Source organism: Spirillospora sp. NPDC049024 (genome assembly GCF_040649235.1).
GTDB lineage: Bacteria > Actinomycetota > Actinomycetes > Streptosporangiales > Streptosporangiaceae > Spirillospora.
Map to the genome: position 1 here is coordinate 311137 of NZ_JBEZFD010000009.1, position 21352 is coordinate 332488.

At 75.3% G+C, this 21352-nt stretch carries 20 protein-coding genes, 1 pseudogene and 1 riboswitch; of the genes and pseudogenes, 6 read left to right on the plus strand and 15 right to left on the minus strand.

Annotated elements, in window-relative coordinates:
• Positions 1–6: 6 nt before the first annotated feature.
• Entirely contained in the window at positions 7–2130 is a 2124-nt protein-coding gene (locus AB0C21_RS19490; protein ID WP_500205745.1) for an MMPL family transporter, read from the plus strand.
• A 76-nt stretch (positions 2131–2206) separates the two neighbouring features.
• Here AB0C21_RS19490 and AB0C21_RS19495 read toward each other — a convergent pair whose 3' ends face one another.
• The 3 genes from AB0C21_RS19495 to pdxR all read right to left on the minus strand — a co-directional run bounded on the left by AB0C21_RS19495 (position 2207) and on the right by pdxR (position 4854).
• Positions 2207–2578, minus strand: a complete 372-nt coding sequence (locus tag AB0C21_RS19495; RefSeq protein WP_500205746.1) for a VOC family protein — start codon at positions 2576–2578, stop codon at positions 2207–2209.
• A gap of 119 nt (positions 2579–2697) precedes the next feature.
• On the minus strand, positions 2698–3243 hold the full coding sequence (locus tag AB0C21_RS19500; protein ID WP_500205748.1) for an AAA family ATPase: 546 nt from the start codon (positions 3241–3243) through the stop codon (positions 2698–2700).
• A gap of 210 nt (positions 3244–3453) precedes the next feature.
• Positions 3454–4854 carry a MocR-like pyridoxine biosynthesis transcription factor PdxR gene (gene pdxR, locus AB0C21_RS19505; protein ID WP_500205749.1) on the minus strand — a complete coding sequence of 467 codons (1401 nt, stop codon included), beginning with the start codon at positions 4852–4854 and terminating at the stop codon, positions 3454–3456.
• Positions 4855–4900: 46 nt separating this feature from the next.
• Between pdxR and AB0C21_RS19510 the strand changes: the two genes are divergently transcribed.
• The gene (locus AB0C21_RS19510) at positions 4901–5629 is read left to right on the plus strand and encodes a phosphodiesterase (RefSeq protein WP_500205750.1); all 729 of its coding nucleotides are present in this window, start codon (positions 4901–4903) and stop codon (positions 5627–5629) included.
• A 71-nt stretch (positions 5630–5700) separates the two neighbouring features.
• Positions 5701–6495, plus strand: a complete 795-nt coding sequence (locus AB0C21_RS19515) for an isocitrate lyase/PEP mutase family protein (protein WP_500205752.1) — start codon at positions 5701–5703, stop codon at positions 6493–6495.
• Here the strand turns inward: AB0C21_RS19515 and AB0C21_RS19520 are convergent.
• From AB0C21_RS19520 to AB0C21_RS19530, 3 genes are read right to left on the minus strand one after another with little or no spacing between them, the layout of a single operon-like run.
• Complete coding sequence (locus tag AB0C21_RS19520) at positions 6482–7924, minus strand: NAD(P)/FAD-dependent oxidoreductase (RefSeq protein ID WP_500205753.1); 1443 nt, start codon at positions 7922–7924, stop codon at positions 6482–6484. The genes AB0C21_RS19515 and AB0C21_RS19520 overlap by 14 nt on opposite strands.
• Before the next feature lie 50 nt (positions 7925–7974).
• Positions 7975–8562 (minus strand): GNAT family N-acetyltransferase, encoded by a 588-nt coding sequence (locus AB0C21_RS19525; protein ID WP_149258142.1) that lies wholly within the window; start codon positions 8560–8562, stop codon positions 7975–7977.
• Positions 8555–9226, minus strand: coding sequence for a carboxymuconolactone decarboxylase family protein (locus tag AB0C21_RS19530; RefSeq protein WP_149258141.1), 672 nt, complete (start codon positions 9224–9226; stop codon positions 8555–8557). Before AB0C21_RS19530 ends, AB0C21_RS19525 begins: the two co-directional genes overlap by 8 nt.
• A gap of 162 nt (positions 9227–9388) precedes the next feature.
• Here AB0C21_RS19530 and AB0C21_RS19535 point away from each other — a divergent pair, with 162 nt between their 5' ends.
• Both AB0C21_RS19535 and AB0C21_RS19540 read left to right on the plus strand, forming a co-directional pair.
• Entirely contained in the window at positions 9389–10459 is a 1071-nt protein-coding gene (locus AB0C21_RS19535; RefSeq protein ID WP_500205756.1) for a GNAT family N-acetyltransferase, read from the plus strand.
• On the plus strand, positions 10443–11228 hold the full coding sequence (locus tag AB0C21_RS19540) for a class I SAM-dependent methyltransferase (protein ID WP_500205758.1): 786 nt from the start codon (positions 10443–10445) through the stop codon (positions 11226–11228). Before AB0C21_RS19535 ends, AB0C21_RS19540 begins: the two co-directional genes overlap by 17 nt.
• A gap of 3 nt (positions 11229–11231) precedes the next feature.
• Here AB0C21_RS19540 and glyA read toward each other — a convergent pair whose 3' ends face one another.
• The 5 genes and pseudogenes from glyA to bla all read right to left on the minus strand — a co-directional run bounded on the left by glyA (position 11232) and on the right by bla (position 16390).
• Complete coding sequence (gene glyA / locus AB0C21_RS19545) at positions 11232–12503, minus strand: serine hydroxymethyltransferase (protein WP_500205760.1); 1272 nt, start codon at positions 12501–12503, stop codon at positions 11232–11234.
• Between the two features lie 53 nt (positions 12504–12556).
• A riboswitch (ZMP/ZTP riboswitch) is annotated at positions 12557–12643 on the minus strand.
• A 104-nt stretch (positions 12644–12747) separates the two neighbouring features.
• A pseudogene (locus tag AB0C21_RS19550) lies at positions 12748–13563 on the minus strand (DMT family transporter); the annotation flags it as partial.
• Positions 13564–13672: 109 nt separating this feature from the next.
• The gene (locus tag AB0C21_RS19555; protein ID WP_149258136.1) at positions 13673–14164 is read right to left on the minus strand and encodes an Lrp/AsnC family transcriptional regulator; all 492 of its coding nucleotides are present in this window, start codon (positions 14162–14164) and stop codon (positions 13673–13675) included.
• A gap of 76 nt (positions 14165–14240) precedes the next feature.
• Entirely contained in the window at positions 14241–15446 is a 1206-nt protein-coding gene (locus AB0C21_RS19560; RefSeq protein WP_500205761.1) for an MFS transporter, read from the minus strand.
• The gene (gene bla, locus AB0C21_RS19565; protein ID WP_500205763.1) at positions 15443–16390 is read right to left on the minus strand and encodes a class A beta-lactamase; all 948 of its coding nucleotides are present in this window, start codon (positions 16388–16390) and stop codon (positions 15443–15445) included. Before bla ends, AB0C21_RS19560 begins: the two co-directional genes overlap by 4 nt.
• A gap of 340 nt (positions 16391–16730) precedes the next feature.
• Here bla and AB0C21_RS19570 point away from each other — a divergent pair, with 340 nt between their 5' ends.
• A complete protein-coding gene (locus AB0C21_RS19570) occupies positions 16731–18338 on the plus strand; it encodes a substrate-binding and VWA domain-containing protein (protein ID WP_500205765.1) in 1608 nt (535 codons plus the stop codon).
• Between the two features lie 43 nt (positions 18339–18381).
• On the opposite strand, the gene AB0C21_RS19575 is transcribed toward AB0C21_RS19570, so the two are convergent.
• From AB0C21_RS19575 to AB0C21_RS19590, 4 genes are all read right to left on the minus strand, one after another.
• Positions 18382–18753, minus strand: a complete 372-nt coding sequence (locus AB0C21_RS19575) for an RNA polymerase-binding protein RbpA (protein WP_149258133.1) — start codon at positions 18751–18753, stop codon at positions 18382–18384.
• 81 nt (positions 18754–18834) lie between these two features.
• Positions 18835–19077, minus strand: a complete 243-nt coding sequence (gene secG / locus AB0C21_RS19580) for a preprotein translocase subunit SecG (RefSeq protein WP_149258132.1) — start codon at positions 19075–19077, stop codon at positions 18835–18837.
• A gap of 140 nt (positions 19078–19217) precedes the next feature.
• Positions 19218–20018 (minus strand): triose-phosphate isomerase, encoded by an 801-nt coding sequence (gene tpiA / locus AB0C21_RS19585; protein ID WP_500205766.1) that lies wholly within the window; start codon positions 20016–20018, stop codon positions 19218–19220.
• Between the two features lie 3 nt (positions 20019–20021).
• A complete protein-coding gene (locus AB0C21_RS19590) occupies positions 20022–21209 on the minus strand; it encodes a phosphoglycerate kinase (RefSeq protein WP_500205768.1) in 1188 nt (395 codons plus the stop codon).
• Between the last annotated feature and the right edge of the window lie 143 nt (positions 21210–21352).

Below are 21352 nucleotides of genomic sequence, written 5' to 3' on the forward strand. Positions count from 1 at the left end.
GTCTGCATGTCCACTCCACACGCGGGGCCCGCGCACGCCGGCCCCACTCCCCCCGCGGGCCGGTTCGGGCGCCTGGCCGCCTGGTCGCAGCGCCGCCGCTGGGCCGCCCTCGCCCTGTGGGTGCTGGTGGTCGCGGCGATCACGGTCGGCTCGCAGGCCGCCGGCGCCGCCTACCACAACGACTTCTCGCTGCCCGGAACCGAGTCGCAGGCCGCCGCCGACCTGATGGAGGAGCACGGCTCCCGCCAGGCCGGCGCCACGGTCCAGATCGTCGCCGAGGCCCCGGCGGGCCTGCGGGCCGAGCGGCAGGACGTCGGGCGGATGCTCGACGAGGTGCGCCGGCTGCCCGCGGTCGCCGACGTCGGCGACCTGTCGGTCTCCAGGTCCGGCACCGTCGGCTACGCGACCGTCACGCTCGACGGCGCGGCGGAGGACGTGCCGAAGGAGCGGGTCACCAAGATCATCGATACCGCGCAGGCGGCCTCCGGGGACGGGCTGCGCGTCGAACTCGGCGGCGACGCCGTCCGCGGCGCCGAGGAGGGCGGGGGCGGCGGCGCCGAGGGCGCCGGGATGCTGGCCGCCCTGGTCATCCTCGTGTTCCTGTTCGGCTCCCTCGTGGCGGCGGCGCTGCCCCTGGTCACCGCCGTGTTCGCGGTCGGCGGCGCGGTCGGGCTGATCGCGCTCGCCTCGCACGCGTTCACGGTCGCCGACTTCACCCCGCCGATCATGATGCTGATCGGGCTGGGCGTCGGCGTGGACTACGCCCTGCTGATCTTCTACCGCTACCGGCACGAGCTGCGGAACGGGGCCGACTCCCCGGCCGCGACCCGCATGGCGCTGGACGCCGCCGGGCGCACCGTCTTCTTCGCCGGCTGCACCGTCATCATCGCGCTGCTGGGCCTGATCGCCCTCGGGCTCGGCTCCCTCCAGGGGGTGGCGCTCGCCGTCGCGCTGACCGTGCTGGTCACGATGGCCGCGTCGCTGACGCTGCTGCCCGCGCTGCTGGGCGTCTTCGGCGGCCGCATCCAGCGGCAGGTCCGCAAGCGGGCCGCGAAGTCCCGGCCGCGCGAGGACGGCTGGCGCCGGCTGGCCGCGGCCGTCCAGCGCCGCCCCGTTCCGGCGCTGCTCGCCGCGGTCGCCGCGCTGCTCGCCCTCTCGGCGCCGGCGCTGGACATGCGGCTCGGTTTCGCCGACTCCGGCAACGACGCCCCGGCCTCGACCAGCCGGCAGGCCTACGACCTGCTGGCGAAGGGGTTCGGCCCCGGTTTCAACGGCCCGCTGATCGTGGTGGCCAAGGGCGACGCGGGGCCGCTCCGCGAGGCCCTCGCGCGGACCGAGGGCATCGCCGCCGCGACCCCGCCGTTCCCGTCCGAGGACGGCGAGGTGTCGGCCGTCATCGCCTACCCGACGACCGCGCCGCAGGACGCGAGGACCACGGACCTCGTGCACGAGCTGCGCGGCGACGTGCTCCCGGCCCTGTCCGAGCGCACCGGCGTGCAATACCTGGTGGGCGGGACGACGGCCGCCACCCAGGACTTCGCGGACTCGGTGTCGGCGCGGATGCCGCTGTTCGTCGCGGTCGTGGTGGGACTGTCGGCCCTGCTGCTGATGGCGGTGTTCCGATCGGTCCTGATCCCGGTCAAGGCCGCGCTGCTCAACCTGCTGTCCATCGCCGCGGCGCTCGGCGCGATCGTCCTGGTCTTCCAGGACGGCCGGTTCGGTGCGCAGAGCGGCCCCATCGAGGCGTTCATCCCCGTGATGATCTTCGCGATCGTGTTCGGCCTCTCCATGGACTACGAGGTGTTCCTGGTCGCGCGCATCCACGAGGAGTGGGAGCGCACCCGGGACCCGTCCCGCGCCGTCCGCGAGGGCCTGGCCGCCACCGGCAAGGTCATCACGGCGGCGGCCGCCATCATGATCGTGGTGTTCGCCGCGTTCATTCTCAGCCCGGACCGGATGCTCCAGCAGTTCGGCCTCGGCCTGGCGGTGGCGGTCCTCCTCGACGCGCTGATCATCCGCTGCCTGATCGTCCCGGCGGTCATGCAGCTCCTCGGCAGGCACGCCTGGTGGCTCCCCGCGCCCCTCGCGAAGCGCCTCCCGAGGATGGCACTGGAACGGCCCACCGCCTGAGGCCCCCTGCGGCACCGCCCGGCGACCCGCGGGGCGGTGCCGGCCCACGGGCCCCGGCACCGAACGGACGTGCGGGTCAGGTCACGCGGGACCGGAGCAGGCAGAACTCGTTGCCCTCCGGATCGGCCAGGACGACCCAGCTCTCCTCCCCCGTCTGCCCGACGTCGGCGTGCCGCGCCCCCGCGGCCAGGAGCCGCTCCAGCTCCGCGTCCTGGTCGCGGTCGGTCGCGTTCACGTCGAAGTGCAGCGGCAGCTTGCCGTTCCGCGGATCGTCGCTGCGGCTGAGGACCAGCGTCGGCTGGAGGCCGCCGAACCCCTCCGGCGGGCCGATCTCGACGTCGTCGCCCTCCTTGCCCAGCACCGCGTACCCGAGCACCTCGCACCAGAACTCCGCGAGCCTCTCCGGGTCGCGGCAGTCGAGCACCAGCTCGGTGATCCGGCATGCCACGGTCGGCCCCCATCACGTCGAACGAAGATCGGACATCCGTCCGCCACGGTGCCAGACGCCCGCGCGGGACGTCGAGCGGATTCGCCGGACCTGACCGGCCCGGCTCCCGAAGGCCCGCCCTAGAGGCGCAGCCGGAGGCGGCCGGAGGCGAGGGCCTCGGCGACCCGTGCCTCGGTGCCGGCGACGTCCTCGTCCGAGGTGTCGAGCACGTGGCGCTCCAGTTCGCCGAGGTCGGCGAACTGGTCCCACATCGCCAGGACAGGACGGCGGTCCACCAGCGCGCCGGGCGCGGTCCGGGCCTGGGCCCGTGCGAGCGTGACGTCGCGGTGCGGGCGGAGGGCCGCGTAGTGGACCGGCACCGAGGGGCGCACCCGCGCCTGCTCGCGGAAGTGGTGGAGCATCCACGGGCCGACGATCCCGTCGACGACCGTGACGAAGCCCCCGTCGGCATACGCGAACGCCGCGCCGGCGATGACGTTCATGACCGTCTCGTTCTGGGAGTGCGACGCCGGCTCGTACGGCGGGATCGCACCGGCCGCGATGCAGTGCCAGAAGTCGTCGGTGTGCAGGTGGACGGCCCTCAGGTGCCGGCGGGCGACCCGAGCCGCCACCGTCGACTTCCCCGCTCCGGGCGGGCCCGTCAGGATCAGGACGCTGCCGGCCATGCGATCAGCCTAGAGCCGTCCCCGTGGGACGCCCGCCGCCGTGCCGGAGGTGACGAAGGTGACGCCTTCGGCAGAAGTGGGTCGCGGTGACGCAAGGAGGCCGCCGCTTCACGGTGAGCAATCAGGCCATCGCGTTCGGGAATGGAGGCTCGTGAAGTCATCACCCTTCCGTCCGGGAGCATCGACGAGGAGGTCGCGTGAGCGGGCGGGTCACGGCCGGGCGAGTACGGCGCAGAGGGCGTCCAGGGCGGCGGGGTAGGCGGCGCCGACCGGGGTGCTGTAGCCGACGATGAGGCCCTGCGGGCGGCCGTCCGGCTCCTGCCAGTGGTCGCGGAGAGGCATGAGGGCGAGGTCGTGGAACGCGGCGCGGCGCACGGCCTCGCCCTCACCCTGCCCGTCCGGGAGCAGGACGAGGGCGTGCAGCCCGGCGGCGACCCCCTGGACCCGGACGTGCGGGACGCGTTCGCGGAGCGCGGCGACCAGCAGGTCGCGGCGGCGCCGGTAGCGCAGGCGGGCGGCGCGGACGTGCCGGTCGTAGGCGTGGGTGTCGATGAGGTCGGCCAGTGTGAGCTGGGCGAGCGACTGGGTGTGGGCGTCGGCGAGGCGTTTGGCCTCGGCGAAGGGCTCGACCAGGCGCTCGGGCAGGACCAGCCAGGCCAGGCGCAGCGCCGGGGCGAGGGTCTTGGACGCGGTTCCGCCGTAGACGACGTGGTCGGGCGCCGTCCCCTGCAACGCCCCGACCGGCTGGCGGTCGTAGCGGAACTCGCCGTCGTAGTCGTCCTCGACGATGGGCCCGCCCGTGTCGCGGGCCCAGGCGGCGAAGGCCAGGCGGCGGTCCGGGCGGAGGGTCGCCCCGGTCGGGTACTGGTGGGCGGGGGTGAGCACGGCCGCGCCCACCCGGTCGAGCGAGTCCGGGCGCGCGCCCCGGTCGTCCACCGGCAGGGGGACGACGCCGAGCCCGGCGTGCCGGACGATCTCGCGGTGGAAGAAGTGCCCCGGCTCCTCCATTCCGACCGCCGCCGTCCCGAGGTCCCGCAGGACGGCGGCCAGGAGGCCGAGGGACTGGGCGTAGCCGGACGTGACCACGATCCGGGCCGGGTCGGCGTGCACGCCCCGGGCCCGGCCGAGGTATCCGGCCAGCGCCTCGCGCAGTTCGGGGCGTCCGCGCGGGTCGCCGAGCGCGTGCGCGTCGGGCGGGGCGGACGCCAGCACGCGGCGCGTCGAGCGCAGCCACGCCGCGGACGGGAACGTGCTCAGGTCGGGCCGTCCGGGCAGCAGGTCATGTACCGGTGTCCTGGCGGGCGCCGGTTCCGCGGGCGCCGGTCCGGGTCCGGCGGGCCCGGCCGCGGGGCCTGCCGCGACCCGCGTGCGGGAGCCGGGGACGGCCGTGAGGTAGCCCTCGGCCGTGAGCTGGTCGTAGGCGGCGGTGACCGTCCCGCGCGCCACGCCCAGCTCGGCGGCCAGCGCGCGGGTCGACGGGACGACGTCGCCGGGAGCCAGCCGCCGCGACCTGATGGCCTCGCGGAGGGCGCGTTCGAGGCCTGCCCGGCGGCCCCCGGAGGAGTCGACGTCCAGATGCAGATCGACCGAACCGGTCCAGTCTCCGCGCATGGAACTGGATCTTAATCCTGGTCCGGTCGGCCCCTAGATTCGCGGCATGATTGTTTTCGCGCAGCTCAGCGACACCCATCTGGACGGCGGCGCCCAGCGCGCCGAACGCGCGGCACGCGTCATGGACCACCTGAACGGCGTGCCGCTCGACGCCGTGCTCGTCACCGGGGACGTCGCCGACCACGGCGAGCCCGCCGAGTACGAGCAGGCCCGCAAGGTGCTGGCGTCGCCGCATCCGGTGCTCACCTGCCCCGGCAACCACGACGTGCGCGGTCCCTACCGGGAGGTCCTGCTGGACGAGCCGCCGGACGGCGGCCCGGTCAACCGCGTCCACGAGGTCGGCGGGGCCACGTTCCTGATGTGCGACTCGACCGTCCCCGGCGAGGACCACGGGCACCTCGACGACGAGACGATCGGGTGGCTCGACCGGCGGCTCGCCGCGGCTCCGGACGCGCCGGCGTTCGTCTGCTTCCACCACCCGCCGGTGGAGCTCCAGATCCCCTACGTCGACGGGATCCGGCAGTTCGGCGAGCAGCGCCTCGCCGAGGTGGTCCGGCGCCATCCGCAGGTCGTGGCGCTGCTGTGCGGCCACGCCCACACGGCGGCGGCCACGACCTTCGCGGGACGGCCCCTGCTCGTCGCGCCCGGCGTCGTGTCCACCCTCCGGCTGCCGTGGCAGGAAGGCGACATCGCCGACACGGACGCTCCCCCGGGCGTCGCGTTCCACGTCCTGGACGACGAGGGCCGCCTCAGCACGCACTACCGCACCTTCTAGGGGTGCGCCGGAGCGCCGGCGCGGCGAACGCTTCGACGTGCGCCGAAACGACCCGCCCGTAGGTTCTAGGCATGGACTTCGGAGGCGCGGAGAAGGCGGACCGGTTCAGGCGGCTGCACCACGGCGACGGTCCGCTGGTGCTGCCGAACGCGTGGGACTTCGCGAGCGGCGCGGCGCTGGCCGAGGCCGGGTTCCCGGCGATCGGGACGACGAGCCTCGGCGTCGCCGCGGCGGCCGGGAAGGCCGACGCGGCCGGCGGCACGCGCGCCGAGACCCTCGCGCTGGGCCGGGCGCTGGCGCGGCTGCCCGTGCCGGTGACCGTCGACGTCGAGGGCGGGTTCTCCGCCCGCCCGGGCGAGGTGGCCGCGCTGGCCGCCGAACTCGCGTCGTCCGGGATCGCCGGGATCAACCTGGAGGACGGGCGTCCCGACGGGACCCTCGCTCCCGCCGGTCACCAGGCGGCCGTCATCGCCGCCGTCAAGGAGGCCGCGCCGGGGCTGTTCGTGAACGCCCGCACCGACACGTTCTGGCTGGGCTCCCCCGACCTGGACGAGACGCTCCGGCGGGCGCGGGCGTTCGCCGCGGCCGGAGCGGACGGACTCTTCGTCCCGGGGATCGCGGACGACGCCGACATCCGGGCCGTGCTGGACGCCACGGACCTGCCGCTGAACGTGCTGCACCTCCCGGGCAGGACCGAGTACCGGTGCCTCGCGCGGCTCGGCGTGCACCGGGTGAGCACCGGGTCGCTGCTCTTCCGCACGGCGCTGGGGGCGGCGGTCGCCGCGGCGCTCGAGGTGACCGGGGCGGGCGAGGCCCCTGCCGTGCCGTCGTACGGGGAGGTCCAGCGGCTCGTCAATGGCCGGTGATCCGGTCGGCGAGGCGGGCCAGGCCCGAGGTGGCCGCGGAGGGCGCGGACGCCTCGCGGGCGTCGGCGGCGCGGTAGAGGGCGTACATCGCGTGCACGCCGAGCCAGCGCAGGGGTTCGGGCTCCCAGCGCCGGACGCGCCGGTCCACCCACGGCAGCGCGGTCAGCTCGGTGTCGCGGCGCAGGACCAGGTCGCGGAGGGTGCGCCCGGCGAGGTTCGCGGTGGCGACGCCGTGGCCGGTGTAGCCGCCGGCGTGGCCGAGCCCCGTCTCGTGGTCGAGGACCACCGTCGCGCACCAGTCGCGGGGGACGCCGAGGACGCCCGACCAGGCGTGCTCCACCTCCACCTCCCCTTCGTCGGCGACGGCGGGGAACATCCGGGTGAGCATCCGCCAGAGCGCGTCCACGGTGGACGGCTCGGTCCGGCCGCCGTCGTCGAAGCGCGACCCGTACCGGTAGGGGCGGCCCCGGCCGCCGAAGGCGATGCGGTCGTCGGCGGTGCGCTGCGCGTACATGTAGTAGTGCGCCATGTCGCCGAGCAGTTCGCGGCGCTCCCACCCGATCGCCTTCCAGGCCCGGGCGGGCAGCGGCGTTGTGACGATCATGGAGCTGTTCATCGGGAGCCAGTCGCGCCGGTGGCCGGGCAGCGCGGCGGTGAAGCCCTCGGTGCCCCGCAGGACGTACTCGGCGGTGACGGTCCCGAACGGGGTGACGGCGCGGGCCGGGGCGGCGCCCCGGCGCGGGTCGATCCGGACGACGGGCGTGCCCTCGTAGACCTCCACGCCGAGCCGCCGGACCGCCCCGGCGAGGCCCCGGACGAGCGCGGCGGGCTGCGCCCGCGCGGCGTGCGGGCTCCACGCCGCGCCGGTCGCGCCCTCGACGCGCAGCCGGTCGTCGCGTTCGGCGGCGGGCAGCGGGACGAGGTCGTCGTCGCTCCAGCCCCACTCGCGGGCCTCGCCGACCAGGGCGGCGAGGCGGGCGCGCTGGGCGGCGTTGCGGGCCACGTGCAGGACGCCGCCCTTCACCAGCCCGGCGTCGATCTCCTCGGCTCCGGCGACGCGGACGACCTCGTCCACCGCCTGGAACATGGCCTGCTGCAGCGCGATCGCGGCGGGGCGCCCGTGCCGGGCGGCGTAGCGCTCCCGGGATCCCGCGATCTCCCCCAGTACCCAGCCGCCGTTGCGGCCGGACGCGCCGAACCCCGCGAACTCGCGCTCCAGCACGACGACGCGCAGTTCCGGGCGGGCGCGCTTGAGGTAGTAGGCCGTCCAGAGCCCGGTGTAGCCGGCGCCGACGACGCACACGTCGGCGGTGCGCGGGCCGGGCAGGCGGGGACCGGGGGCGGGGCGTCCGGCCGCCCGGTACCAGTAGGAGACGCCGCCGTTGGCGAAGCCGGAGGCCAGGGGCGCCCGGCCCGGGGAGGAGCTCATGCGCTCATCCTGCTGCATTCCGCAGCAAAAGCAACAGGCGGCAACGGATTCTAGGGTACGGCGTCCACAATTCGACGGGATCCGATCCAGCGCGAGCGTTCGGCCGCATAGTAGGCGGCGCCGTCGGGGCCGCTCGGGCCGTCCCGCCACCGGCGCATCCCGAGCTGCAGCGCGATCTCCGACGACGCGGGGTTGGCCGTGTCGATCTCGGCGGTGATCCGGCGCACGCCGACCACCCCGAACGCGTAGTCCAGGACGGCCCGGGACGCCTCGGCGGCCAGCCCCCGGCCCCAGTGGTCGGGCTCCAGGCTGTAGAGGATCTCGACGTCCACGCCGTGGCCGAGCGGCCCCTCGTGGTGGCTGAGCCCGGCCACGCCGACCAGCGGGTCGCCCGGCGCCGCCGCGCCGGCGCCCGGGGACCAGGGCGCGGGGCGCAGCGCCCACAGCCCGTAGCCCTCGGTCGCGAAGTCCCGCTCGCTGGCCTCGATGATCTCGCTGACCTGCACGGGGGTGACCACCCGGTCGTCGAACAGGTGCCGGCGGACGAGGGGGCCCGTCCAGTGCGTCAGCAGGGCGCCGTGGTCGCGCATCGACACCGGGTGCAGGGCCAGCCGCACCGTGCGCAGGACCTCACTCATCCCCGTCCCCCGAAGGGGGCCACTCGGGCGCGGCCTCGCCGTCCGGGACCCCGACCCGGAACACGCGCAGCTGCAGCGCGAGCGCCTGGTAGTAGCCGACGAGCGCGACCAGCTCGACCAGGGCGGTGCGGCCGAGCGTCGCCACCGCCTCGGTGTACACGGCGTCGGCGAGGTCGCCCTCGGCCACGAGCTGCCGCGCCGCCTCGTGCACGACGCGCTCGCGGACGTCGGCGAGCATCGGCGCCCGGCCCTCGCGCAGCGCGTCCATCTCCTCGTCGGCGAGCCCCTGCCGGCGCCCGATGCGCTCGTGGGCGTACCACTCGAAGTCGGAGCGCAGGTGCGCGGCCACGACGAGCGTCGCGATCTCCCGCTCGCGCTTGGTGAACCCGGTGCGGAAGCGCAGCGCCGCGCCGAGGTCCTGGAGCGGCAGGCCGACGGGAGGGCTGTAGAGCATCGCGTTGAACGGGCCCTGGAGCCGCCCGATGTCGTCGGCCAGGGCGAAGGGCGGGTTGCGGTCGCCGGCGCGGGGCCCGCCCGTCACCGCCTCGTAGACGGCCCGCTGCTCGTCGCTGAGCGAACCGGGGAGGAGCAGCGGGAGCCGCGTCGGGGACGGGCCGCGCCGCGGTCGGTCGTTGACGTGCTCACCGCTCACGGGGTCGATCACTCCCCGCACGCTAGGCGCTCGGGGCGGGCGGCTCAACCCCCGTCCGAAATGTGAAACCCCTGGCACACGATGACGTAGCGGCCGCGTAACACGCGTCGGCGAGCCTGGTCCGCGACCGCACCGGACACGAGCGGGGCGCCCGGGCCCCGGAGGGAACGTCCCATGCCGCTGCTCCGCATCCGCACCGAGATCGAGGACCGGCCCGGCCGCCTCGCCTCCCTCACGGCCGCGCTGGCCCGGCGCGGCGCCAACATCCTCGGGCTGTCCGTCCAGCTCGACTCCGGCGGGGTGGTGGACGAGTTCGTCGTCGACGTCCCGCCCGGCGGCCCGGACGCGCGCGCCCTCGCCGAGGCGCTGGGCGCGGCGGGCGGGACCCGGACCGCCGTCCTGCCCGCCCGCCCCCACGAGCTGGTGGACGAGCCGACCCGCGTCCTCGTCCTGGCGTCGCGCCTCCGCGCCGAACCGCACGCGGTGCCCGAGATCCTCGGGGAGCTGCTGCGCGCCGACGACGCCCGCTGGAGCGCGCCGGACGGCGAGGACGGGAAGCCCGACCGGTGCGACCTCCTCGTTCCGGTGCGCGGCCGCTCGGTCCGGCTCCGCCGCGTGGGCCTGCCGTTCACCGCGACCGAGGCGGCGCGGGCGGACGCGCTGGTTCGCGCCGCGCTCCCCACCGTGCCGCGTCCCTGCGCGTCCCGGCGGATCGCGCTGCGCGACGGCACGCAGGTGGTCGTCCGGCCGATCGAGCGGCGCGACGCGGACGCCGTGCGGGCGCTGCACGAGCGCTGCTCCCTCGACAGCCGCCGGATGCGCTACTTCAGCCCCAAGCCGTATCCGCCGCGGCGGGCGTTCGAGCGGTTCTGCGATCCCTCGCGCGGCATGACGCTGGTCGCCGAGGGCCCGGACGGGTCGCTGCTGGCGCTCGCGCACCTGGTCCTCGTCCGCGATCCGGGCGCCGCGGAGGTGGCGTTCCTGGTCGAGGACGCCTGGCAGGGCCGCGGGCTCGGCCGCGGCCTCGCCGTGCTGCTCCTCGCGCTGGCCCGGGACCGCGGCCTGGTGGAGGTGCGCGCGACCGCGCTGAGCGAGAACGCCCGGATGCGGCGGCTGCTGACCTCGCTCGGCGGGCGGACCCGGCGCACCGAGGACACCGCGATCGTGGAGATCAGGCTGCGCCTGGACGGCCGTCCCGCCGAGCCGGGGGCGCTGGCAGGATGGGCGGGTGAGCGGCGTATATGACGACCCCTGGGCGTACGAGCTGGCGTGCTCGTTCCGCGACGTGCCGGCCGAGGTGGAGGTGCTCCTCGGCTGGTGCGCCGAGCAGGGCCTCGACCCCCGCACAGCGCTGGAGCTGGCCGCCGGCCCCGCCGAGCACGCCCGCGAGTTCGCCCGCCGCGGCCTGGCGGCGACGGCGCTCGACCTCAACCCGCGGATGTGCGCCTACGCCGCCCGCGAGGCCGCGAAGGCCGGCGTCGGGCTGGAGGTCGTCGAGGGCGACATGACGCGGTTCGCGCTGGGGCGCCGGTTCGACCTCATCGCGACCATGCTGGACTCCACGTCCCACCTCATGACGCTGGACGCGTTCGTGGCGCACCTGCGCCGCGCCGCCGCGCACCTGTCCCCCGGCGGCCTCTACGTCATCGAGATGTCGCATCCCCGCGACCGGCTGGGCGGCGACCCGAGCGTCAGCACCGGGTGGACGGTCGAGCGGGACGGCGTGCGGGCGAGCGTGCGCTGGGGCGAGCCGTCCGACCGGCTGGACCCGGTCACCCAGATCGCCGACGACCACGTCACGATGACCATCACCGGGGAGGGCGCGGAGTCGCGGGTCGTCCGCGACGTCGTGCCCTACCGGTTCTGGACGGCCACCGAGCTGGACGCCGCGATCCGCCTCGCGGGCGGTCTGGAGGTGGCGGCGCAGTACGGCGACTTCGGGGCCGGCGAGGACGCGGTGCCCCTCGCCGACCCCGAGGCCTGGCGCATGATCACGCTGCTGCGCCCGCGCTGAGCGTCAGGGCGCGGACCGCCAGCCCGGCATCGGGTAGGCGGCGAGCAGCTCGCGGACCTGCCCGGCGACCCGGTCCAGGACCGTCTCGTCCTCCTTGGCGGCGGCCTGGACGACCTCGTCGATCCACGCCGCGACCTGAGGCATGTGCTCCTCGCCGAGCCCCCGGGTGGTGATCGCGGCGGTGCCGAGCCGCAGCCCCGACGGGTCGAACGGCTTGCGCGGGTCGAAGGGGACGGCGTTGTAGTTGAGCTCGATGCCGGCGCGGTCGAGCGCCTGCGCGGCGGGCTTGCCCGCCACGCCCTTGGTCGTCAGGTCGATGAGGATGAGGTGGTTGTCGGTGCCGCCGGAGATCAGGTCGTAGCCGCGGTCCAGCAGCGCGGCGGCCAGCACCTTGGCGTTGGCGACGACCTGCCGGGCGTACCCGGCGAAGTCCGGCCGCGCCGCCTCCTTCAGCGCGACGGCGATCGCGGCCGTCGTGTGGTTGTGCGGCCCGCCCTGCAGGCCGGGGAAGACGGCCTTGTCGACCGCCTTCGCGTGCTCCGCAGTCGACATGATCATGGCGCCGCGCGGGCCGCGCAGCGTCTTGTGCGTGGTCGTGGTGATGACGTCCGCGTGCCCGACCGGGGACGGGTGCGCGCCGCCGGCGACCAGGCCCGCGATGTGCGCGATGTCGGCGGCCAGCACCGCGCCGGCCTCCCGGGCGATCTCGGCGAACGCCGGGAAGTCGATCGTGCGCGGGATCGCGGTGCCGCCGCACCAGATCAGCTTCGGCCGCTCCTTGAGCGCGAGGTCGCGCACCTGGTCCATGTCGATCCGGCCGGTGTCGGCCCGCACGTCGTAGCGGACGGGCCGGAACCACTTGCCGGTGGCCGACACCGACCAGCCGTGCGTGAGGTGGCCGCCCATCGGCAGCGACAGGCCCATGACCGCGTCGCCCGGCTCCAGGAACGCCATGTAGACCGCGAGGTTGGCGGGCGAGCCCGAGTAGGGCTGGACGTTGGCGTGCTCGACGCCGAACACGCCCTTCGCCCGCTCGATGGCGAGCAGCTCGACGGGGTCGACGTTCTGCTGGCCCTCGTAGTAGCGCTTGCCCGCGTAGCCCTCGGAGTACTTGTTGGTCAGGACCGTGCCCGCGGCCTCCAGCACCGCCTCCGACACGTAGTTCTCCGAGGCGATCAGCCGGATCTTCTCGTACTGGCGCCGGGCCTCGGCCTCCACCAGCTCCGCGATCTCGGGGTCCTGGCCCTGCAGATGGGGTACGGCCGGTTCGTGCATCGTGAGCCTCCGCGCTGTTCGCGCCAGGGCTTCGGGCGCCCCGGCGAAGGGGACCCGTACACCCAGGCGCGCGGTGTGCGGACTACTTTCGCTCCCCGGTGGTCGTCTCCACCTTGACTGCGCCAGTCGCGTGGGCGCCATCATACCGGGCCGCCGCGCGCCCGCGCCGAGCGCGCTCGGGCACCGAGACCAGGAACAGACCGCCCATCAGCAGCAGCGACCCGGCCGCGACGGGCGGCGGCATCCGCTCGCCGAGGACGGCGACGGCGAGGCCGGTGGCGACGAGCGGCTCGGCGAGGCTGAGCGTCCCGGCGGTCGCGGCGGCCACCCGCCCGAGGCCGGTGACGAAGAACATGTACGCGGCGGCGGTGGCGGCGAGCCCGAGCCAGGCCACCAGCGCGGCCGAGCGCGGCGCGGCGAGCGCCGGCAGCTCCGGCAGCGTCCAGGGCAGCAGGGCCGCTCCCCCGGCGAGCAGCGTCACCGACACCGCGGCCGCCATCCCCATGCCGGACGTCCCCGCGCCGCGGCCCGTCAGGACCTTGGCCGACACCGTGTAGACGCCGAAGCACGTCCCGCCGACGAGGCTCAGCGCGATCCCGGAGGGGTCGGCGTGGACGGCCTGCCCCGGCACCATCAGCAGGGCCACGCCGCCGACCGCGCAGGCCGTCCCGGCCCACCAGCGGCGGCTGAGCCCGGCCCGCAGGACGAGCCGTTCGCAGAGACCGGTCGAGACGGACGCGAGCCCGAAGACCACGGCGGTCGCGACGGCGGCGCCCGTCCGGTCGACCGCGCTGAAGAACGACGCCTGGAAGGTGCCGGTCGCGGCGGAGGCCGCCGCGATCGGCGCCCAGGCCGGCCGGGTCAGCGCGCGGAACGCCCGGCGGTCCGCCGCGAGGACGAGGACGGCGAGCACGAGCCCGCCCGAGAGGATCCGGGCGCCGCCGACCGCGACCGGGCTCGCGGACGGCCCGGCCAGCACCTGCGCCGGCCCGACCGTCCCCCAGAGCACACCGGCGGCGAGCACCAGCAGCGCGCCGGATGAATGGTTTCGTCGCTCCATGCCGCCGAAGCTAGGCGAACGTGCGGGAGATGGCGCGTGCAGCCGTCGTTCATTCGACTCAGAAGCGTGGACCCGTCAATCCTTCGACCACACGGGAGAACGCTGCCCGTCAGGTGTAGGCCGTTCGCCCTTCCGGCCGGTGCGCCGACGGAAGTTCGGACTGCTCCACCGGCTGGACGTAGTCGTACACGACGATGGTGCGGACGTCCACGTACTCCTTGCGGCGCGCCAGCCGGTCGAGGACGAAGTCGCGGAGGTAGGCGGTGCTCGGCACGGCCACGTGGACGAGCAGGTCCTCGTTCCCGGTCACCACGAAGACCCCGATCGTCTCGGGCATCGAGGCCATGCTGTCGCGGGCGGACTCGATGGCCTCGCGCGACTGGGGCCGGATCCTGATGGAGATCAGGGCCTGCACCCCGCGCCCCAGCCGCTCCAGGTCGGCCGCCGCGTGGAACCCGGTGATGACGCCCCGCGCGCGCAGCGCCCGCGTCCGCTCCAGGGCCGTGGACGGCGCGATCCCCACCGCCTCGGCCAGTTCGCGGTTGGTCTGCCGCCCGTCCCGCTGCAGGCGCCGCAGGATCGCCTGGTCGACCGCGTCCATGAGGTTCCTCCGAACTGCCCGGCGGACACCGAACTCCCGCGCGGGAACCGCGCCCTTGTGTCCCGTTCCCCGAAGATTATTCGACCCGGGCCGTGCCCGCCACGGCCACGAGCGCGCAGGCGCCGACCCCGGCGAGGGCCCAGACCGCGCCCGCCGGTCCCAGGTCGAAGAGGCGGCCGATCACCAGGTCGCCCGCGAAGGAGAACATGCCGGCGCAGAACGCCAGGACGCCGTAGTACGAGCCGAAGCGCTCCACCGGGGCGTGCCGCGCGGTGCGCTGGAAGACCGCCGGCTGGACGAGGCCGTTCGCCACCCCGTTGAGGACGGCCGCGGCCATCAGCGGGCCGGCCTGCGTGCCGTCCAGCGCCGCGAGCACGAAGAACGCCGCCGCGGCGCACAGCAGGCCGAGGCGCAGCACCCACGGCCGCTCCCCCCGCCGCCGGACGGCGACGAAGGGCTGGACCGCCGCCGCCACCATGGCCAGGAGGGAGAAGGACAGCGTCGCCACCGCGGGCCTGAAGCCGAGGAGGGGCGCGGCCGTCATGATGTGGGTCGCGAGCAGCGTCGTCGGCGCGGTCAGCAGCGCGAAGTACAGGAACCTCCGGTCGCCGAGCACCGCCCGGACGCCCGCGAGGACGTCGCGGAGGCCCGCGGCGGCGCGCTTCGCGCCGGACCGGGGCACGACCAGGAACAGGGCGCCCGCGACCGTCCAGAGAGCGGCGGCGGTGCCCGTCAGGAGGGGGAACCCGGCCCCCGTCCCCAGGAGGAGCAGGCCCATCGGCGGGCCCGCGACGGTCGCCAGGTGCTGGGCGACGTAGGCGGCGAAGCCGCCGGACCTTCCGCCGGGGCCGACGGCCGCGAGCAGGCTGTGGGCCGCGGGGTTGTAGAGCGCGCCGCCCACCGCGAGGACGACGGCCGCGCAGAGCAGCGCGCCCAGGCCCTCGGCGTACCCGAGCATCGCGAACCCCAGCGCGCGCACGGCGCAGGAGAGCATCCCGGTCCGGCGCGCGCCGAGCAGGTCGGTGACCGTGCCGACCGGGAGGAGCAGCGCGAACTGGAGCCCCACCCGCACGCCGAGGACCAGGCCGACCGTGCCGGCCAGCAGTCCCAGGTCGTGCCGGAGGTGCGCGACGAGGTGCGCCATCACCGAGAAGAAGCCGAGGCTCGCGGCCAGCTGGATCGCCACGACCGCCGCGATCACGCGGCGCCCGGACGGGTCCGCCGCGGGAGCGGGCGGGGCGGGGGCGGGCGCGGTTCCCGACGCGGGGGCGGAGACCGTCACAGCCCCGCCCGCGACAGGCCGGAGACGACCAGCTTCGCGGCCTCCGCGATCAGGGCGTTCTTGGGCGGGGTGTCGTACCCCGGACGGTCGGTCATGACGGCCACCATCAGCGGAGCTCCCCGGGGAGGCCACACGACGGCGATGTCGTTGGCCCTGCCGTAGTCGCCGGTCCCGGTCTTGCTCGCCGTCCGCCAGCCCCGGGGCAGCCCGGCCTTGATGCGTTCGGCCCCGACGGCGGTGGCGCTGCGTTCGAGCCAGCCGCGGACCAGGGCGCGCTTTCCCGGCTCCAGCGCGTCCCCGAGGACGATCGCACGGTAGTCGGCGGCGATCGCCCTTGGGCTCGTCGTGTCCCGGGGATCGTCCGGGCGGACCCTGTTCAGTTCGGGTTCGTAGTCGTCCATGCGGCTGACGGTGTCGCCGAGCCCGCGCAGGTAGGCGGTCAGCCCTTCCGGGCCGCCGGCGTCGCGCATCAGCAGGTTCCCCGCCGTGCCGTCGCTGTAGCGGACGGCGGCGTCGCACAGCTCCCGGATCGTCATGCCGGTGGCGACGCGGTCCTTGGTGATCGGTGAGATGGAGTTCACGTCGGCCCGGGTGTAGGTGACGCGCTCGTCGAGGTGGGCGAGCGGATTGCCGTGCAGGACCGCCGCCGCGGCGAGCGCCTTGAAGGTGGAGCAGAACGCGAAGCGCTCGTCGGCGCGGTAGGCCACCTCGGCTCCGGTCCGGGTCGCCACCGCGTACACGCCGAGGCGGGCGCCGTTCCGGCGTTCGAGCGCCGCGAACCGCGACGCGTCCGGCTGCACGGCCGGCGAGACGTCCGGGGACCGTGCGGACGGCGATGCCGCCGCGGCGGACGGTCGTTCCCTCTCCGCGCATCCGGCCAGCGGCAGGAGGGCCGCGGCGGCCAGCAGCGCCCGCCGGGAAGAGCCGGACTGCTCGAACGGCATGCGGAGGCACCTGCTTTCCCGGGGGCGGAGGGCGGACGCCGCCCAGCAGACCAGAGCCGCACTCGCGGCGTCCAATATGGATATCGCTCGTGCCGCCATACACGCGCGCATATCGACGCTGGTCAGAGGGGCCCGCCGAGGCGCCGCCGGGGAGACCGGCGATTCTGCCGATGCCGGTGTGACCGGTGGGTCCGACAATGGGCGGCTCACAGAGGCCGGCCGCGCGAGTCGCCGCCGGTGCGGGTGCCAGGGTCGGCGGGAGTCGAGGTCGGACGTGGGCGGAGCGCATCGAGGGAGCGGCCGGCGGGGGCGCCGGCGTGCGTTGACGGCGGGCGCGGCGGTGAGCGGGGCGGTCGTCGCGGCCGTGCTCGGCACCTCGGTGTACGCGCTGTCGGAGACCCCGGGCTGCTCCGGACCCGTGCGGGGGCTCGACGTCGCCGCCGCACCCGAGATCGCCGGAGCGGTCTCGGCGGTGGGCGCCGGATTCAACCGCCGGGGGCACCGGGTCCGGGGCCGCTGCGTGCGGGTCGCCGTGCGGGCGGCGGGGCCCGCCGGCGTGCGGGCGCTGCTGGCGGGCGAGATCCCGCCGGGCGCGGGCGTCCGCCGCCCGGACGTGTGGGTCCCCGACTCGTCGCTGTGGCTGCGCCTGCTGGAGGCGCCGCCGCCCGCCGCCGGGTCCCTCGCCCGCTCCCCGCTGGTGGCGGCGCTGCCCCGCGCCGAGGCCGGCCGCGCGGCCGGGCCGTGGCGGAAGGTGCTGGACGCGGCCGTGCCCGGGACGCGGGAGTCCCGGTCGTTCCGGCTGACGGTGGCCGACCCGGCGCGCACCGGCACGGGCCTGGCGTCGCTGCTCATGGTCGACGCACGGTACGGGAAGGCCTCCGCGCCGTTCGCGGCGTTCGCGCGGGACGTGCGCCAGCACGTCGCGCCCGACGCCTCGGCGCAGTTCTCCGCCCTCGCCCGCCGCGAGTCCGGCCGCGTCCCCGTCCTGGTGACGTCGGAGCAGGCCGTGTGGGCGCACGACCGCGCGGACCCGTCCGAGCCGGCGGAGGCCGTCTACCCGCCCGACGGCACCCTCTTCCTGGACTATCCGGTCACGCTGCCGTCCGCCGATCCGGCCGCGCGGCTGTTCGCGCGGGCGCTGCGGTCCGGCGCCGCCCGCGAGGCGTTCCGGTCGCGCGGCTTCCGGGACCCGGACGGAGCCCCTCCCGCGGCGTTCGCCGACGCCGCCGGCGTGGCGGCGGCGCGCCCGCCGGAGCTGCCCGCCCCGGAGGGGGCCGACGTCGAGCGGGTCGCGCAGGCGTGGGCGCGGCTGGCGCTCGCCTCGCGGATGCTGTCGCTGATCGACGTGTCCGGGTCGATGGCGCAGCGCGTGCCCGGCACCGGCCTCACCCGGATGCAGGCGATCGCGCAGGCGTCGCGGCAGGGCCTCGCGCTCCAGCCGGACGACACCGAGCTCGCCCAGTGGATCTTCTCGACGCGGCTGGACGGCGCACGGGACTGGCACGAGAACGTGCCGATGGGCCCGCTCGGAGGCCGGATCGGGTCCGCGACCCGCCGGCAGCGGATCCTCGGCGCGCTGGCGGCGCTGCGCCCGCGGCCGGACGGCGGCACGGGCCTGTACGACACGCTGCTGGCCGCCGTCCGGTACATGCGCCGCACGTACCGGCCGGAGATGGTCAACACCGTGCTGGTGTTCACCGACGGCCGCGACGACGACCCGGACGGCCCGACGCTCCCCGCGACGCTGGCGGCCCTGCGCGCGGAGCGCGACCCGGCCCGGCCGGTGCAGATCATCGTGGTCGGGTTCGGCCCGGACGTGGACACCGCCGAACTGCGCGGGATCGCGGACGCGACCGGCGGCAGCGTCTACACCGCGCACGCCCCGCAGGACATCCTGCGGATCTTCGGGCAGGCCACCGCCCGCCGCCTCTGCGCGCCCGACTGCTGACTCCGCGGGAGCGGCCTCGGTCCGGAAAGACGTGCGGCCGGCGTCAGCGGGCCGCGGCCTCCATGGCCTGCTTCACGGCGGCGCGCTTCTGCCGGAGCTTGGCGAGCGCCTCCTCGAGGATGGCCTCGCCGTCCTCGTCGCTGCGCCGCTCCTTCACGTACGCGAGGTGGGTCTTGTAGGGCTCCGTCTTCGGCGGGGCCGGGGGGTTCTCGGAGTCCTGGCCGGCGGGGAACCCGCAGCGCGGGCAGTCCCAGGTCTCGGGCACCGCGACGTCCGTCGCGAAGCTGGGGCGGGTCTCGTGCCGGTTGGCGCAGTAGAAGGTCACCCAGACGCGGGGGGCGGCGTCGCCGCGCTCCGCCTCTCCCATCGGACCGGCCCCGACACGGCTGCCCCGAATCGCGTTGCCACTACCCACGGATTACTCCTCGCTTGGTGTTCCGCCGCCGCCCGTGACCTTCGAGGACGGCGCGGCGCTCGCATGTGTTGAACGGGCGGCTCAGCCGACGCCCTTGTGCTTGAACAGCAGTCCGAGCACGATGACCGCGGCGAACCAGACCACGCCGACGCCGATGGTCAGCCGGTCGAGGTTGCGCTCGACCACCGAGGACCCTCCGAGGGACGACGAGACGCCGCCGCCGAACATGTCGGACAGGCCGCCGCCCTTGCCCTTGTGCATCAGGACGAGGACCACCATCAGCAGGCTCGTGACGATGAGCACGATGGACGTTGCGATGATCACGTTTCTTCAGCGCCTTGTCTGTAGTTCAGGACGGAGGGTCGGGCCGGACCGGGCGTTTACCCGTCAGCTACGAAGGGTACGACGAAGTCTTCGCTGGTTCGGCAAGAACCCCTGGTTCACACGGAATTGATCAGTTTTGATCAGACCGGCAGATCCCGGTACCGGCAGATTTTGACGAACTCGCCCGGGTCCAGGCTGGCACCACCGACCAAGGCGCCGTCCACATCGGCCTGCGCCATGATCCCGGCGACGTTGCCGCCCTTGACCGAGCCGCCGTACAGGATACGCGTCTCGTCGGCCACTCCGCCGTCGTACAGCTCGGCGAGCCGCGTACGGATGGCGGCGCAGACCTCCTGCGCGTCCTGCGGGGTGGCGACCTCGCCGGTGCCGATCGCCCAGACCGGCTCGTAGGCGATCACCGTGCGCCGCACCTGGTCGGCGGGGATCTTCTCCAGCCCGCCGTCGACCTGCGCGAGCACGTGCGGGACGTGCTCGCCGGCCTTGCGGACCTCCAGGCCCTCGCCGACGCACAGGATCGGGGTGAGGTCGGCGGCGAGCGCGGCCTTGGCCTTGGCGTTGACGACCGCGTCGTCCTCGGCGTGGTACTGGCGCCGCTCGGAGTGCCCGACGACGGCGTAGGTGCAGCCGAGCTTGGCGAGCATCGCCGCGGAGATCTCGCCGGTGTAGGCGCCGGACGCGTGCTGGGAGACGTCCTGCGCGCCGTACTGGATCGCGTACTTGTCGGCCTCGATCAGCGTCTGCACCGAGCGCAGCGCCGTGAACGGCGGGATCACGGCCACGTCGACGGCGTCGTGGTCGGCGTCCTTGAGCGCGAACGCCATCTTCTGGACGAGCGCGATCGCCTCGAGGTGGTTGTTGTTCATCTTCCAGTTGCCGGCCATGAGCGGCTTGCGGCCGGTCTGCGGGGTCGCGGGGGCCATCGGTCAGTCCTCCAGGGCTTGCAGGCCGGGCAGCGTCTTGCCTTCGAGGTACTCCAGGCTGGCGCCGCCGCCGGTCGAGATGTGGGAGAAGGCCGCCTCGTCGAAGCCGAGCCGCCGGACGGCCGCGGCGGAGTCGCCGCCGCCGACCACGGTGAACGCGCCGGAGTCGATGAGGCCCTGCGCGACGGCGCGGGTGCCGTGCGAGTAGGGCTCCATCTCGAACACGCCCATGGGGCCGTTCCAGAACACCGTCCTGGCGTCGGCGAGGCGGGAGGCGAACAGCTTGCCGGACTCGGGCCCGATGTCCAGGCCCAGCCGGTCGGCCGGGATCGCGTCGGCGGGGACCACGTCGTGGTCGGCGTCGGCGGCGAACGCGGCGGCCGCGACGATGTCGACCGGCAGCACGAACTCGACGCCGGACTCCTCGGCCCGCCGCAGGTACTCGCGGACGGTGCCGAGCTGGTCCTCCTCCAGGAGGCTCTTGCCGACCTCGTGGCCCTGCGCCTTGAGGAAGGTGAACACCATGCCGCCGCCGATCAGGATGCGGTCGGCCTTGCCGAGCAGGTTGTCGATGACCCCGAGCTTGTCGGACACCTTGGACCCGCCGAGCGCGACCGCGTAGGGGCGCGCGACGTCCTCGGTGAGCTTGCGCAGCACCTCGACCTCGGCGGCGATCAGCCCGCCCGCGGCGTGCGGGAGCCGCTTCGGCACGTCGTAGACCGACGCGTGCTTGCGGTGCACGGCGCCGAAGCCGTCCCCGACGTAGACCTCGGCGAGGGCGGCCAGCCGGTCGGCGAGGGCGCCGCGCTCGGCGTCGTCCTTGCTGGTCTCGCCCGGCTCGAAGCGCAGGTTCTCCAGCAGGGCGACGCCGCCGTCCGCGAGGCCGCCCGCGACGGCCTGGGCCGACTCGCCGACGACGTCGGAGGCGAACGCCACCTCCGCGCCCAGCAGCTCGCCCAGGCGGGCGGCGACCGGCGCGAGCGAGAACTCGGGCTTGACCTCCCCCTTGGGGCGGCCGAGGTGGGCGCAGACGATGACCTTGGCGCCCCGGGCCCGCAGCGCCTCGATCGTCGGCAGGCTGGCCCGGATCCGCCCGTCGTCGGTGATCTGGCCGTCCTCCAGCGGGACGTTGAGGTCCGCCCGCAGCAAGACTCGCCGGCCGGCGACGTCGAGATCGTCAATGGTGCGCATCGGGATGCGGTGTCCTTCCGTACACGGCCGCGGGGGGGGGGGGGGGGGGGGGCGGGGGGCGGGGGGGGGGGGGGGGGGCGGGGGGGGGCGGCCGGCCGGGAGGCGTGAGATGCAGTCGGATGGCTGGGGACGCCGACGCGAGA